At 41.9% G+C, this 14,760-nt stretch carries 14 protein-coding genes; 10 read left to right on the top strand and 4 right to left on the bottom strand.

Going from position 1 to position 14,760, the window contains the following annotated elements; translation table 11 throughout:
• A partial coding sequence (locus tag JOC95_RS11975; RefSeq protein ID WP_204416395.1) for an IS3 family transposase occupies nt 1-350 on the top strand: 350 nt, incomplete at its 5' end.
• A 166-nt stretch (nt 351-516) separates the two neighbouring features.
• Here JOC95_RS11975 and rpsD read toward each other — a convergent pair.
• Complete coding sequence (gene rpsD / locus JOC95_RS11970; protein WP_204416393.1) at nt 517-1,119, bottom strand: 30S ribosomal protein S4; 603 nt, start codon at nt 1,117-1,119, stop codon at nt 517-519.
• 365 nt (nt 1,120-1,484) lie between these two features.
• On the opposite strand from rpsD, the gene JOC95_RS11965 reads away from it, so the two are divergent.
• From JOC95_RS11965 to megL, 3 genes are all read left to right on the top strand, one after another.
• Nucleotides 1,485-2,099: a hypothetical protein gene (locus tag JOC95_RS11965; RefSeq protein ID WP_204416391.1), complete on the top strand. Its 615-nt coding sequence runs from the start codon at nt 1,485-1,487 to the stop codon at nt 2,097-2,099.
• Between the two features lie 71 nt (nt 2,100-2,170).
• Nucleotides 2,171-3,964: a sensor domain-containing diguanylate cyclase gene (locus JOC95_RS11960; RefSeq protein WP_204416389.1), complete on the top strand. Its 1,794-nt coding sequence runs from the start codon at nt 2,171-2,173 to the stop codon at nt 3,962-3,964.
• A gap of 141 nt (nt 3,965-4,105) precedes the next feature.
• A complete protein-coding gene (gene megL, locus JOC95_RS11955) occupies nt 4,106-5,293 on the top strand; it encodes a methionine gamma-lyase (protein WP_204416379.1) in 1,188 nt (395 codons plus the stop codon).
• A gap of 48 nt (nt 5,294-5,341) precedes the next feature.
• Here megL and JOC95_RS11950 read toward each other — a convergent pair whose 3' ends face one another.
• On the bottom strand, nt 5,342-5,821 hold the full coding sequence (locus tag JOC95_RS11950) for a GAF domain-containing protein (protein ID WP_204416515.1): 480 nt from the start codon (nt 5,819-5,821) through the stop codon (nt 5,342-5,344).
• A 146-nt stretch (nt 5,822-5,967) separates the two neighbouring features.
• Here JOC95_RS11950 and refZ point away from each other — a divergent pair, with 146 nt between their 5' ends.
• Nucleotides 5,968-6,594: a forespore capture DNA-binding protein RefZ gene (refZ, locus tag JOC95_RS11945; protein WP_204416377.1), complete on the top strand. Its 627-nt coding sequence runs from the start codon at nt 5,968-5,970 to the stop codon at nt 6,592-6,594.
• Here the strand turns inward: refZ and hisJ are convergent.
• Entirely contained in the window at nt 6,591-7,394 is an 804-nt protein-coding gene (gene hisJ, locus JOC95_RS11940) for a histidinol-phosphatase HisJ (RefSeq protein WP_204416513.1), read from the bottom strand. The genes refZ and hisJ overlap by 4 nt on opposite strands.
• A gap of 483 nt (nt 7,395-7,877) precedes the next feature.
• Here hisJ and ezrA point away from each other — a divergent pair, with 483 nt between their 5' ends.
• Both ezrA and JOC95_RS11930 read left to right on the top strand, forming a co-directional pair.
• On the top strand, nt 7,878-9,569 hold the full coding sequence (ezrA, locus tag JOC95_RS11935; RefSeq protein WP_204416375.1) for a septation ring formation regulator EzrA: 1,692 nt from the start codon (nt 7,878-7,880) through the stop codon (nt 9,567-9,569).
• Between the two features lie 4 nt (nt 9,570-9,573).
• Entirely contained in the window at nt 9,574-9,882 is a 309-nt protein-coding gene (locus JOC95_RS11930) for a hypothetical protein (RefSeq protein ID WP_204416373.1), read from the top strand.
• A 38-nt stretch (nt 9,883-9,920) separates the two neighbouring features.
• Here the strand turns inward: JOC95_RS11930 and brnQ are convergent, their stop codons facing one another.
• Complete coding sequence (gene brnQ / locus JOC95_RS11925; protein ID WP_204416371.1) at nt 9,921-11,258, bottom strand: branched-chain amino acid transport system II carrier protein; 1,338 nt, start codon at nt 11,256-11,258, stop codon at nt 9,921-9,923.
• A gap of 299 nt (nt 11,259-11,557) precedes the next feature.
• On the opposite strand from brnQ, the gene JOC95_RS11920 reads away from it, so the two are divergent.
• The 3 genes from JOC95_RS11920 to JOC95_RS11910 all read left to right on the top strand — a co-directional run bounded on the left by JOC95_RS11920 (nt 11,558) and on the right by JOC95_RS11910 (nt 14,205).
• The gene (locus JOC95_RS11920) at nt 11,558-12,694 is read left to right on the top strand and encodes a cysteine desulfurase family protein (protein ID WP_204416369.1); all 1,137 of its coding nucleotides are present in this window, start codon (nt 11,558-11,560) and stop codon (nt 12,692-12,694) included.
• A gap of 6 nt (nt 12,695-12,700) precedes the next feature.
• A complete protein-coding gene (gene thiI / locus JOC95_RS11915) occupies nt 12,701-13,909 on the top strand; it encodes a tRNA uracil 4-sulfurtransferase ThiI (RefSeq protein ID WP_204416511.1) in 1,209 nt (402 codons plus the stop codon).
• 92 nt (nt 13,910-14,001) lie between these two features.
• Nucleotides 14,002-14,205, top strand: a complete 204-nt coding sequence (locus JOC95_RS11910) for an alpha/beta-type small acid-soluble spore protein (protein WP_047972144.1) — start codon at nt 14,002-14,004, stop codon at nt 14,203-14,205.
• Nucleotides 14,206-14,760 lie beyond the last annotated feature (555 nt).

The raw sequence follows: 14,760 nt of genomic DNA, 5'->3' as shown, positions 1-14,760 counted from the left end.
AAACGATGTTAACCCAAGGCTTAGAACGCATAAGTGAAGGTGATGATCTCTTACTTCACTCTGACCAGGGCTGGCATTATAGAATGCCTAAATACCAAAGGACTTTAAAGGAAAATAACATTACTCAGAGTATGTCTAGAAAAGGAAACTGTTATGACAACGCAGTAATGGAGAACTTTTTTGGAATCATGAAATCCGAATTATTGTACTTACAAGAATTCGATAGCATCGACCATTTTAAGGAGAAGCTCGAAGAGTACATCCATTACTACAACCACCTGAGAATTAAATCCAGATTAAAGCGTAAAAGTCCGATAGCTTATCGAGCTAGTTTTGAGCAAGCAGCTTAGAATATAAGTGTCCAGTTTAAAGGGTCCAGTACAAAGCCGAGGAGGCTCCACAAACGCCCCGCGGAAAGCGCAGCCTAGTGCGGAAATCAACAGCGGTCTTTAAAGCGGATATAGAATTTACCAAAACAAAAAAAACACCACCGAAATCCGGTGGTGTTTCTTATCATTAACGAGAGTAGAACTCAACGATTAGAGCTTCGTTAATTTCAGCAGCTAACTCGGAACGCTCAGGTAAACGAGTGAAAGTTCCTTCTAAAGCGTCAGCATTGAAAGTTAGGTATTCTGGAACGAAGTTGTTAACTTCAACAGATTCCTTAACTGTGCTTAGGTTACGTGATTTTTCACGAACACCGATTACTTGACCAGCTTTCACGCGGAAAGATGGGATGTCTACGCGAGCTCCATCAACCGTGATGTGACCGTGGTTAACTAATTGGCGAGCTCCACGACGAGTGCGAGCTAGACCTAAACGGTAAACTACGTTGTCTAAACGAGATTCTAAAAGAATCATGAAGTTTTCACCGTGCTTACCTTGCATCTTGCCAGCAGCATCGAAAATGCTACGGAATTGACGCTCATTTACACCGTACATGTGGCGTAATTTTTGTTTTTCTTGTAATTGTAAACCGTACTCAGAAAGCTTTTTGCGTTGGTTTGGACCATGCTGTCCAGGAGCGTAAGGACGCTTTTCCAATTCCTTACCTGTTCCGCTTAATGAAATGCCTAGACGGCGAGAAAGTTTCCAACTTGGACCTGTATAACGAGCCATGAATGACTCCTCCTTCGTGTTATTATTTGTTGTAAAATAATAACAGATGCGACTAATCTACCCGACCATTTTGTTTTCATGTATCCTCGCTCTGCAGCAAAGAGTTACACGATACACCTCCGTTTTTATCGAACGGGGAACAAAATGAATCAACATAGCATACCACATAGGCTGCAATATTTTACACAAAGGCTATTATATCGGAAAAATGGATAGGAAGTCAAGGATAGAATTGAATAGTTTTGGGGAATGGAAGTTTGAAGTCCAATCATTATACCATAAACTATTTCCTTCAAACAGCGTGTCAGTAATTATTGCGCTTATGGTATAATTTCCTATACAACCCTGTCTGAGGAGAAATAGCTATGTATAAAGAATCGATAAAAGAAAAGATCATTCGCTTTCTTATTATAGGAGTCATCGGGATTACAACCTTATATTTATTTTCCATACAATATGGTCCAGTGGAGGAAAAAGAAAAGGTGCAGCCGCCAGAGCCTTTCCAACCGATGGCCGTTGTCGTCCAGGAAAAGGATCAACAGAATCAGAACCCCGTCATTGCAATCGTAAAAGAACATGAAAAGAAGCCGATCCTTGTCACCTATATGATAGATGAAAAAGATAATTATAAGTTTGACACAATAAATGCCATTGAGCTTGAGACGCATCCGACACGTCTTGAAAAGGACATAAACTCTAAAGGTGTATGGCTGCAAGCCGATGAGGAGTGGATGTTCTATAATGAAGAGTTAATAGTGGAAAAAGGTGTAAAAAAAGAGGAGAATGAAATAGAGGAAGATTTTCAAGTTTCTATAGAGGAAACAGATACAGAACAGTATGTTGTCAAACTATCCAATGAAACCGGTTTGATCATACAGAAATCCTTTAAAGAAAAACCGCTTTCCGTTCATAAGCTTTCCATTGAGCATGATTTATGGCTTGTACTTTTCGAAAAAGACACTGTTTTATTAATTCCCTAAAATAATACTAGGAAAAATTAACCTGTTACCGTTATAATAATAGGTAAATAGTAATGTAAAAGGTGAAAAAAATGGAATCGAATAATAAAATTCTTGAAATAAAAAGCAGAATATTAGATTTTTTTCTTTCGTCTTCTAATCTTACACAAGCTAAATTTCTCACCATGCTGCAATCCATCCTGAAGGAAGAGCTTAAGGCGAAATCCGTCACCGTGACAATGGAAGAGTTTTCACCTATCTACGATCAGCTCAAAGTAAGGGAGCTGGGTGCAGTTTACCAAAAAACTCTTGAAACAGAGGGAAGTGACTTCGGATACATCAACCTGCCTCTATATGGGGATAAGGATTTTTTAGGTGCGGTAGAATTGCAATTCACCTCAAGCTTACCTCTCTCCCTAGAAAGTTTTGACGAGTTATCAAAAGAACTTTCCACCATCTTTCAACAATACAGCCAATATATACATACCAGGTTTGAAGAGAAGCAATACGAAGAATTGTATAAAGTGACATCCAAATTCCATTCTTCCATGAGAGTGGAAGGCATCTTAACTGAAATTATCGAAATATTACGAAATACCTATGAGGATTTTTCTTATTTGTTGCTGCTAACATCTGATAATGATGATCTGCAGCATCTGCCGGTAAAAAAATTGGATTTTGATGACTCTAACATCAGCGCCATGAATGCATATGTGACAGGGGAGGTCCAGCTCGAGAACTGTATCAGGGACAGAAGGACCTATATTTATGTTCCGATAAAAGGGGAGCAGGGGATCTATGGTGTGTTACAGATCATTTCCCTGGACTCATTCAATTTGCCAGAGAAAGAGCTGAAGTTCATTACGCTTCTTGCGAATGCTACAGGTACAGCCCTTGAAAATGCCCAATTGTACGAGCAGTCGAAGCAGGTCATTTCCGATCTGCAGCTGATCAATGAAACCTCCCATCAGTTGAATTCCAACCTGCGGCTTCAGGAAGTCACGGCATATATGATAAAGAAAATCATGCATTTTTTCGAGGCAAAAGAAGCGGCATTCGTCCTATATAAATCCGGGGGAACAGAGGTGCTGCCGGGTTCCACCGAGTTTTTCCAGCAGGAGGATATCGGAATCTACCTATCTCAAATGCAGGATTATGTATATTCTGATGGAGAGCCGCTTTTCATTGGGGATCTCCGAGTACATGAGCGGCTTTCCAACCTGCCGTTTTGTTCCTGCATGATCATTCCCATGCATGCCTCCAATGGGATAAAGGGTGCATGTGTCGTGACGCACACCTTGCCGTACTTTTTCAGCTTTGAGCAATTCAAACTTCTGCAATCGCTCATTCATCATTCCACCCTTGCATTCAGCAATTCGATGCTGCGTGAGGAATTGGAGAAGTATGTCATCACGGACTATTTGACAAAGCTCTATTCAAGGAAGTATCTGGACGAAAAAATTAAGAAATCGATGAAGCACGATTCGTATGGCACTTTTATTCTCTTGGATATTGATGATTTTAAGAGGGTCAACGATACATTCGGCCACCAGATAGGGGATACCATCCTCATGCAGGTCGCCTCCATCATCAATGCAAGCATACGTGAAACGGATATTGGAGCTCGCTGGGGCGGTGAGGAATTGGCTATTTATCTTCCGAAGATCGATTTGGCATTGGGAGAACACATTGCGGGGCGAATCATCAAGAAAATCGAAGAACAGACCTCGCCTGCCGTGACAGTTTCCTGTGGATTATCCTTTTGGAAGAAAGGATTGAACGATTCCGCACGCGATCTCTTTCATAGGGCAGATTTTGCACTGTTGAAAGCAAAAGATTTAGGTAAAAACCAGCTATGCATCGAGTCAGAGGAATATTGTGGATAAGAACAAAGCGGCCGGATAGCTCGGCCGCTATTTTTATAGCTTTGCATCTTTTAAGATTCTCAATAAAAAGAAAACGCTTTCATTTTTATTTGTTTTGCCATATGCTAGTTATGGAAGGGATATTTGAAGGGAGAAATTTTTATGGGAAAGAAAAATACAAGGTTTGAAACAGAAGTCGTACACCATGGATATGATAGCTCCATTTATCACGGAAGCTTGGCGCCACCAATCTTTCAAACTTCTACTTTTTCCTTTCAAACGGCTGAACAAGGGGAAAACCGGTTTGCAGGCGAAGAGGAAGGATACATCTATTCAAGACTTGGAAATCCGACAGTGAAGATGCTCGAGGACAGGATAGCTGCACTTGAAAATGGGGAAGCGGGATTGGCCTTTGGCTCCGGGATGGCAGCAGTTTCTGCAGTCTTGATCGCCCTGACGAAAAGCAATGGTCATATTTTATGTTCCCAGGGTATTTATGGCTGTACATTTGGATTATTGCAGCTTCTTAAGAATAAATATGAGGTGGACCACAGCTTCTGCAGCATGCAAACAGAAGCGGACATCAGGGATGCAATCCGTCCTGAAACCACCTGCATCTATATAGAAACACCGATAAACCCTACTATGGCGCTGATCGATATCGAAATGGTGGTATCGATTGCGAAGGAACACGGTATCAAAGTTGTGGTTGATAATACATTCTGTTCTCCATATTTACAGCAGCCATTGGATATCGGCTGTGATATCATCATCCATAGTGCCACCAAATATATCGGCGGGCATGGAGATGTCATTGCAGGTTTGATTGTAGGTAAAAAGGAAATGATCCAGGAAATTTCCATGACCACTCTGAAGGATATTGGCGGAGTCATGTCACCTTTTGATGCGTGGTTGTTGATCAGGGGATTAAAAACCTTGCATGTGCGGATGGACCGCCATTGCGACAATGCAGAATACGTCATCGAGCAATTGAAAGGCCATGAGGCAATTGAGAGTGTGTATTATCCAGGTGATCAAAACAATCCATCCTACTCCATCATGAAAAAACAGATGAAACGTGGAGGCGGACTTATATCTTTTACTATAAAAGGTGGAAAGAAAGAGGCGCAGAAGCTGTTAAATGAATTGAGTCTGATAAAGATTGCGGTAAGCCTTGGGGATGCCGAAACATTGATTCAGCATCCTGCGACCATGACGCATGCCGTTGTTCCAAAGGAGAACAGGGAACAGATGGGGATAACAGACAGCCTGATCCGGCTTTCCGTTGGCCTGGAAGCGAAGGAAGATATCTGGAATGACCTGAAACAGGCGTTGGATAAAATCGTATAAAACATAAAAGTGCCAAGCCACCTGTGTTTAAGGGGGCTTGGCACTTTATTAATTTGCCAGAAGTACCTCAACGAATTTCTCGAGGTAGGTTCGGTCTACTTCATCAAAACGATCTTTGATCGGGCTATCGATATCCAGAACCCCGATGACTTTTCCATCCTTCACCATCGGAACCACTATTTCCGATTGGGACGCTGCGTCACAGGCGATATGACCAGGAAAAGCGTGAACGTCTGCGACAAGCTCTGTTTTGGCATTCGCTGCGGCCGTTCCGCAAACTCCGCGTCCGAAAGGGATACGTACACAGGCAGGAAGTCCTTGGAATGGACCGAGTACCAGCATGCTTTCGCCTTCAGTCAGGTAGAAGCCCACCCAGTTTATTTCTTTTAAAAAAACATTCAATAGCGCAGATGCATTGGATAGGTTGGCTATGAAATTTGGTTCATCTGCAATCAATGCCTGCAGCTGTTTGATGACCAGTTCGTAATTTTCTTCTCGAGTTCCTTTGTAGTTTTCGACTTGAAACATCATAATCCCCTCACTTTTTCCTGATAAAATGCGGAATTACCAAACTATAAGTAGAATTCCTATGTACTTTGTCGACATTTAATAAAAGGATAAACGCTCCACGGCTAGAAATCAATAAAAGAGAATCACCAAAAGGGGTGAAAAGGATGGAATCGACCAAAGAAAGAATAATTGAAGCAGCTGTTCATCTATTTAATACAAACGGTTATTCGGGTACCTCGATTCGGGAAATCGCTAAAAAGGCAAAGGTCAACGTTGCACATATATCCTATTATTTCACAAATAAGGCAGGGCTGCAGGAGTATCTGCTTGCAGTTTTCCTGGAAGAGTATTTGTCCGTCCTGGAACAAATCTATAAAAAGATGAACATGCTGTCAGCTCAGGAGTGTGTCATTCTTACAGTAAATAATGTGATGAAGTTCCATCGTGAAAATCGCCAGCTGGCAAGATATGTTTATAGGGAAATCACCCTTGATACCACATTGGTCCGGGAAGTGATGACCACCTACTTGATGAAGGAGAAATATTATTTACAATTATTTTTTGAAAAAGGGAAAAAGAACAAAGAGTTTCAGCCAATTTCCATCCCGCTGGCAGTGATGCAGCTGAAAAGTATGATCAGTATGCCATTTTTACAGGCTCAGTATCTAGCCGAAGTGTGGCATGTCATGCCGTATGAGACACAAACGGTCGATCAGTACCAAAAGAAAATCATTGAATGGTTGGAGCATTCTGTATTCTCTGGCAGTGGACTGGACAAGATTGCCCTTTAATCAAGTAGAGTCCGCTCTAACTGATTGTATCCTTGCATTAATCCCTTTGCACTATGGGCATCCGATCCATAGACGAGAGGGATTTTTCTTTTGTGTGCCTCTAGGGCGATAAACGCCGGTGGGTAGGAATCCAGGCAAAGAGGCTTGGTGAATCCTGCACCGTTATAGTCAAGTTCACATTTCTTGTCCGACATGATATCCAATATCGGCATTACGTAGGCAGAAAGATCCCGGTCATGTGGGAATTTACGTTTGAATTTTTCAACGAGTGTAATGTGACCGATCCGACTTGGTTTATATGTCCCAAGATCCGTCACGATGGATTTTTTCAGGGTGGAGAAATATGCTTCATAAACCTTGGTTAATCCTCCAAACATACGAATCATTTCCTCAAAGGTTTCCTCACTGTAATCCATACAATAATACGCTTCGCCACTCCTTAAAAAATGAACGGAAAGGATGCTGTCATCCAATAAAGGACCGTATTGGTCGAGAAAGGAGGAGGTTTCTTTTTCATAACCCTCAATAAAGTCCACTTCCAAGCCGATATTTACCTTTAGTGCAGAAGAATAGTAAGCTTTTAACTTTCCCAGTTCCTCAAGGTATGCAGGCATTTGATCAAGAGCCATCGCACTGTCTTTTTCGGGTGTCGGATCTATGAAATTCTCTGGTAATGGAGCGTGTTCCGTAAAGGAAATTTCCCGATACCCCAAGGAGATTGCCCTTTCGATATACCTCTCAAGAGGATCTGTGCTACCATGGGGACAATATGGGGTATGGACGTGTTTATCGATAATCATCATTCTTGCCTCCAATACTTGAAGAAATATGTAAAAAATTTTAAAATATTGGTCAAAAAATGTCGTTTACATGGTATCATAAATACATTGAAATATAAATAGAATGGGCATGTTTTATACATGTTTTCCCACACAGACAAAAATTTTGAAAAAACAATGGCTACAACGGCAGATTGCGTTTCGAACCATATATAAATTAACATGCGATCAAAAGGAAAAACGGCTTTTGATCATCTTACATAATGGCTTTGTTAAAGAAAATAGCGGTTATTACAGTAAATTAGCTGTTGATTGGAGCAATAGACGAAGACTCCTGCGGGAGGAAGCGTTTAGTGGAGACCCCACAGGCGTAGCCGAGGAGGCTCCACAAACGCCCCGCGGAAAGCGCAGCCTAGTGCGGAATTCAACAGCGGTGTTCAACAGAGTCTACATAATAAAAGTTCAGTTAATCGTTACAACCATCCAGGCAAAAGGGGATTAGGTATGGAAATTATCATTGGAATTCTTGTAGCAGTAGTTATATTTGTCAGTTTCAGTTATCTAAGAAGAAAAAAGATTTATGCAGAAGTAGATCGGCTTGAAACGTGGAAGGTATCGATTATGAATAAACCCGTTTCTGAAGAGCTGTCAAAAGTGAAAGATCTAAACATGACCGGACAGACAGAAGAGCTCTTCGAGAACTGGCGCTATCAATGGGATGATATCCTCTCCTCCGAATTACAGAGCATTGAAGAGTATCTGTTTGATGCAGAGGACCTTGTCGATAAATACCGGTTCAAAAAGGCCAAAGATGTGCTTGCCATCGCAAATCAGAAGCTTGAAGCCATTGAGGATAAAATCAAATCCATCTTTGATGAACTTGATGAACTGATTGGCAGCCAGGCGAAAAGCGTGGAGCAGATTGACATGCTCGAAGCAACGTATACGGAATTAAAAAAGAAGCTGTTAAATCAGCGCCATCAATACGGAAGTACAACAGGCCTATTGGAAAAGGATATCGATCATCTCCAGCAAACCTTCCTTGAGTTCCATGACAGCATGAATAACGGGAACTATTTGGAAGCGAGAGGGCTAGTGCAGAAGCTGGAAAAGGAGATTGAGGCTTTTGAATTTAAAATAGCCAATATCCCGGGTTTATTGGTCGACTGTCAATCCGTCCTACCGAGCCAGCTGGCTGAAGTGGAAACAGGCTATAAGGAAATGCTGCAAGAGGGATACATACTTGATCATGTGAAACTGGAAGAGAATGTGGAAAGCCTGAAAGAAAAGACAAAGCATATTACAAACCTTCTTTTCGAGACGAAAGTGGCGGAAGCAAAAGAGGGTATAGAGCTCTTGAAAGAGGAAATGGATAAACTGTATGACAACATTGAAAATGAAGTGATCGCAAAGCACTACATTGTAAAGGAACTGCCTGTTGTCGAATCGGTGCTTCATACTCTATCCGATGCAAGTGCAAAAACGAAAGAAGAAACATACGTTGTGCAGGAGAGTTATCATTTGCAAGAGGAAGACATTCAAACGCAACGTAAGATTGAACATTCCATCCTGGCTCTTGTGGATCGTTACGAAAAACTGAGTTCACATCTGGAAAACCAGACGATTGCATTCTCCATCCTTAAAGAGGAACTTGAAGATATTTCGGAACAAATCACCTCCTTGCAGGAAATCCATCAGCAGTACACAGAAATATTGCAGGCTTTGAGAAAAGATGAAATGGCTGCAAGAGACCAATTGGCAATCTTGCGCAAAATGCTATTGGAAGTAAAAAGGGAAATCGAAAAGAGCAATATGCCAGGACTCCCGGAAACGGTTTATCAAGAGCTGATAACGGCCAGTGAACAGTTGAAGGCAGTCAAGGAAAAGCTGGAAGAAAAGCCGCTCAACATCATTGAAGTGAATGCCATTCTCCATCAGGCTGTCGCTTCAGTGGAAAAATGCCATGCGGATTGCACGGATATTTTGGACCATGCCTTCCTTGCGGAGAATATCATTCAATATGGCAACAGATACAGAAGCAAGCATGCTTTTGTCCATGAAAGCTTGATAGAGGCTGAACAGCTGTTCAGAAATTATGAATACAAAAATGCATTGGAAGAAGCTGCAACTGCGCTTGAGAAAGTGGAGCCGGGTGTCCTGAAGAAAATTGAACAGATCTTGGAAAAGGAGAGCTGAGGACGTGACGACCTTAAGGTTCGTGCTTATTGGGCTTTTGAGTGTAAGTGGTGTGGCAACATGGTTTTTCGTTTTTAACTCATTGGCAGCGATTAAGGATCAGCCTTTGACAGGGCAGACGCATACAATGAAGGAGATCACGGAAGCAGAACCACTTACCCTTATCATCCAGGACTCAAATGATGTTCAACCGTTTCATTCCGGTGTCTATGGCTTGACTGACATAGATGCAACAGAGCTGCAGGCAGAAAACAGGCATGTATCCATAGATGAACTGCTGACCTATGTAGAGAAAAAACATCATGACAGATAAAAAAACTCCGCTCGGGTTACCCGAGCGGAGTTTTCCTTTTATGCGATACTTTCCGAACGTTTGCTTCTTGGCATCAGGTTTCCGATTGCCATCCCGATCAAGGCACCGATGATGGCAGGAACCAACCAGCCTACGCCAACACTGTAAAATGGAAGAACACTGAAAATATCCTGAAGAAAAGTAATATTGATTTTCGCAATGGCCAATCCATCTACAAAGCTTATTATCCCTGTGAATAGGAGTGCAAAGCTATAAACGTACGATTCATTTTTCCAACGATAGAAGGATAAGAGAATCAGTACAATTGCAAGTGGATAGATCATGATCAGCACTGGCAATGAGAATGCGATAAGCTGATTCAATCCGAAATTAGCGACAACGAGGCTGAAAATGCTCAAAATCGCAACAAATGTTTTATATGATATGGAAGGGAACACTTTTACGAAAAACTGACTTGTCGCAGATACCAATCCAACAGATGTGGTCAGGCAAGCAAAGGTTATGGCAAGTGCAAGTATGACAGTCCCTAAAGAACCGAAGAGATAGCTTGCAGAACCTGATAAAATTTGTCCCCCATTATCCGCCGCACCAACAATACTCGTACTGGTAGCCCCAAGATAAGATAGTCCACCGTACACTAGGGTCAATCCGATTGCAGCAATGAACCCGGCCTTCATGCAAAGGGAGGTAATGGTTTTCTTATCTGTTACCCCTTTATCTTTGATGGCCGATATCACGACAATACCGAAAACTAATGCCGCAATGGTATCCATCGTAAGATATCCTTCCAAAAAGCCTTTGAAAAATGGAGAATTCGCATATGCTTCCGTTGGCTTTTGCAGCTCTCCCATCGGAGTCACGATGCTTTTAATAACCAATATGCCGATTACCCCCAGTAAAAGCGGTGTCAGTATTTTCCCGATTCGATCTACAAGCTTGGTCGGGTTCAGAGCAAGAAAGTAAGTGATGGCAAAAAATCCAATTGTATAGAAGAATAATGGCCACCCCATTGGATTAACGGATTCGGGCAAGAATGGAGAAGCGCCAATTTCAAACGCTACAGTGCCCGTTCTCGGAATTCCAAAGAATGGTCCAATCGCCAAGTACATGATGATAGTAAAAATAATTCCGAAAATTGGATTTACACGATTAGCAAGTGTCTGCAGGTCTCCACCGGTGTATGCAATCGCCATGACACCGAGCAGTGGCAAACCGACTCCAGTAATTAAAAATCCTATAACCGCCGTACCTACACTAGTTCCAGCTGCCTGCCCCAATAATGGCGGGAAAATCATGTTACCTGCTCCCAGGAATAGTGCAAAAAGCATTAAGCCTAATATGAGAATATCCTTATTGGAATATAGTTTATGTTGCATAAGTGAACCTCCTGATGACAAGAAATAATGAATACGTTTACATACTATCATAGTTTTGCTGAAATTTGTCGAATAACTTAAAAGTTTGACAATTCGATATATTAGAAAAACATTAAACAATCGTAACATAGGTCAGGATGAATGAAAAGTGAGAAAGGTTTCCAGTAGATCTTGCTTGTTTTCACAAATTCGGATGAGACCGAATCTTTTCCCTGTTTGTAAAGTGTGCTAACATTAATATTTGCTTAGAAGGAAAAATTATCAGTGAATGACATGCATCCCAAGCTGGAGGCTTTACAATGATCTATTTGGATAATAGTGCGACGACAAAACCATATAAAGAAGTGTTAGATTCCTATATAACTGTATCCACAAAATATTTTGGCAATCCTTCCTCGCTTCATTCCCTTGGGGGGGAGGCCGAAAAGCTGCTTCATCATTCACGTGAAGTGATTTCCTCCCTGCTTAAAGTGGAAAATAGGGAAATTATCTTCACATCCGGAGGAACCGAGAGCAATAACCTGGCAATAAAGGGGACGGCGCTCAGCAAAAAACACCATGGTAAACATATCATTACTACTTCTGTCGAACATCCCTCTGTCACTAATGCGGTGGAAGATCTATGGAAAGAAGGATTCGAAGTAACAGTTCTGCAGGTGGATGAAGAAGGAAGAATTTCTCCTGAACAAGTGGAAAAAGCGATGACGAATGAAACCATCCTTGTATCCATCATTCATGTAAACAATGAAACGGGAGTCATCCAGCCTATCGAGAAAATAAAAAAAGTGGTGAAAAACTACCCCCTCGCAAGCCTCCATGTGGACCATGTCCAAGGTATTGGGAAAGTCCCATTGAATATGGAGGGAATAGACCTATGCTCCATTTCCTCCCATAAATTTCATGGACTCAAAGGAAACGGGGTCCTTGTTGTCAAGCAGGGAGTAAAATTACACCCCCTCTTAAGTGGGGGAGATCAGGAATGGAAGCTCCGTTCCGGTACAGAAAATGTGGCAGGCATCGTGGCAATGACCAAGGCTTTAAGAATGACAACGGAACTCAGTGAAAAGCAGTTGGATACCATTCAAAGCCTGAAAGATCAATTGTTTCACAAACTTAACGAAATAAAGGAAGTTGCTATAAATACGCCATTTCATGATTCAGCCCCGCATATCGTAAACTTTTCAGTACCCAAAGTGAAATCGGAAGTGTTGGTGCATGCACTTGCTGAAAAGGGGATATTCGTGTCCACGACATCCGCCTGTTCATCCAAGAGGAAGGCACCAAGTAAAACACTTTCAGCAATGGGGCTTTCAAAAGACCGATCCGAGACTGCAATCCGAATCAGTATGGACTTCGCGACAACGAAAGAAGAGCTTGATCTATTTTTAAAAGAACTAACCAATGCAATATCCACAATAAAAAGAGTAACGAGGTAGAAAATGATGAATTATGACCACATTTTAATCAGGTATGGAGAAATGTCCACAAAAGGAAGAAACAGAAAACAGTTTGTTCAAAAGCTCAGCTCGAATATCCTGGATAAAGTAAAGGATTTCCCTAAAGTCGGGATCGAAAAGAGCAGGGACAGAATGTTCATCAAATTAAACGGGGAACCTCCGGAGCCAATCATCGAAAAGCTTCAAAGGGTTTTTGGAATATACTCATTCAGTCTTGCAGTGAAAACAGAGACAGAGTTAGAGGATATGAAAAAAGGGGCATTATTTGCCTTGAAAGCATTAGCATATGAAGGTAAGACTTTTAAGGTCACTGCCAAAAGAGCTTATAAAAAGTTTGAACTCGATACAAACGGGTTGAATCATGCGATTGGATCTCATCTTTTGATCAACACAGAAAATCTGAAGGTGAATGTCAAAGAACCAGATATAAATGTCAGGGTGGAAGTGCGCGAGGAAGCAACTTACATTACCTGTAAGGACATTCTGGGAGCAGGTGGCCTGCCGGTGGGTTCGAGTGGAAAAGGTGTATTGATGCTTTCAGGGGGGATTGACAGTCCAGTGGCGGGATATCTTGCGATGAAGCGGGGAATTGAGCTGCAGGTGGTTCACTTCTTCAGCCCGCCCTATACGAGTGAACGGGCAAAGCAGAAGGTAATAGACCTGGCTGAAAAACTGACGAAATACGGTCCTTCGATTAATCTTCATATCGTGCCTTTCACAGATATCCAAGTTGCCATTCAAAAGCAGGTACCTGAAAACTACACCATGACATCGACGAGAAGATTCATGCTGTTGATAGCAGATAAGCTGCGTGAGCAAGAAAAAGGCCTTGCCATCATAACCGGAGAAAGTCTCGGTCAGGTTGCAAGCCAGACCCTGCAAAGCATGGTAGCGATCAATGAAGTCACGAACACCCCGATTATCCGTCCGCTCATCACGATGGATAAAACGGAGATCATGGAAATTGCAGATAGAATAGATACTTTGGAAATTTCGAATCGTCCATATGAAGATTGCTGCACCATTTTTACACCCGCTTCGCCGAAAACTAAACCGAAATCGGAAAAAATCAACTTCTATGAAAGTTTTTTTGACGTGGAACAGATGGTAAAAGAAGCGGTCGAAAACACAGTAAAGCTTAAAATAACAGGGAAATCCGTCAAGGAAGACGACCTTTTCAAGGAACTGTTTTAACAAATATAAATATGTGAACAATTACCATTTTTAAAACATGAATGATGCCATGTGTTTTTACACATTCTATATTCACAAGGAGGTGAAAACACATGGCAAACAACAGTTCAAACCAACTAGTTGTACCTGGTGTACAACAAGCTCTTGATCAAATGAAATACGAAATCGCTTCTGAATTCGGAGTTCAACTTGGTCCTGATGCAACTGCTCGCGCTAACGGTTCCGTTGGTGGAGAAATCACTAAGCGCTTAGTTCAAATGGCTGAGCAAAGCTTTGGTGGCGGTTACCAAAAATAATAAATATAAATGGCTACGAGGTGGGGGCGACCCCACCTTTCTTCTATTCTCTGGAGGTGTTTATTCATGAAAGAGCAGAACCAAGTGGAAAAGCAGCAAAAGAAGCAGGGCCGCAAACGTCAAAGTGAACCAAAACAAGCAAAAAAATCAAATGAGCAGTAATTGCCTGATGGCGCCTTCATTAGAGGGCGCTGTTTTTTTAATAGATATAAATATGATACGGATTCTCAAATCTTCCTGCCGAAAAGGCCAATAGGCGTTCTAATGGCTTTTTAGCGCGGTTATTCCGGTGAGAAGGCCAATAGAGGCGTTCTAATGGCTTTTTAGCACGGTTATCCCGGTGAAAAGGCCAATAGAAGCGTTCTAATGGCTTTTTAGCACGGTTATCCCGGTGAAAAGGCCAATAGAGGCGTTCTAATGGCTTTTTAGCACGGTTATCCCGGTAAAAAGGCCAATAGAGGCGTTCTAATGGCTTTTTAGCACGGTTATCCCGGTGAGAAGGCCAATAGGGTTCTAATGGCTTTTTGAGAATCGCTCTACAATATTACAAAAAGA

The organism is Sutcliffiella tianshenii, assembly GCF_016908565.1.
Lineage (GTDB): Bacteria > Bacillota > Bacilli > Bacillales > Bacillaceae_I > Sutcliffiella_A > Sutcliffiella_A tianshenii.
The sequence above is the reverse complement of the archived record's forward strand: the minus strand, read 5'-3'. Positions and strand labels throughout refer to the sequence as shown.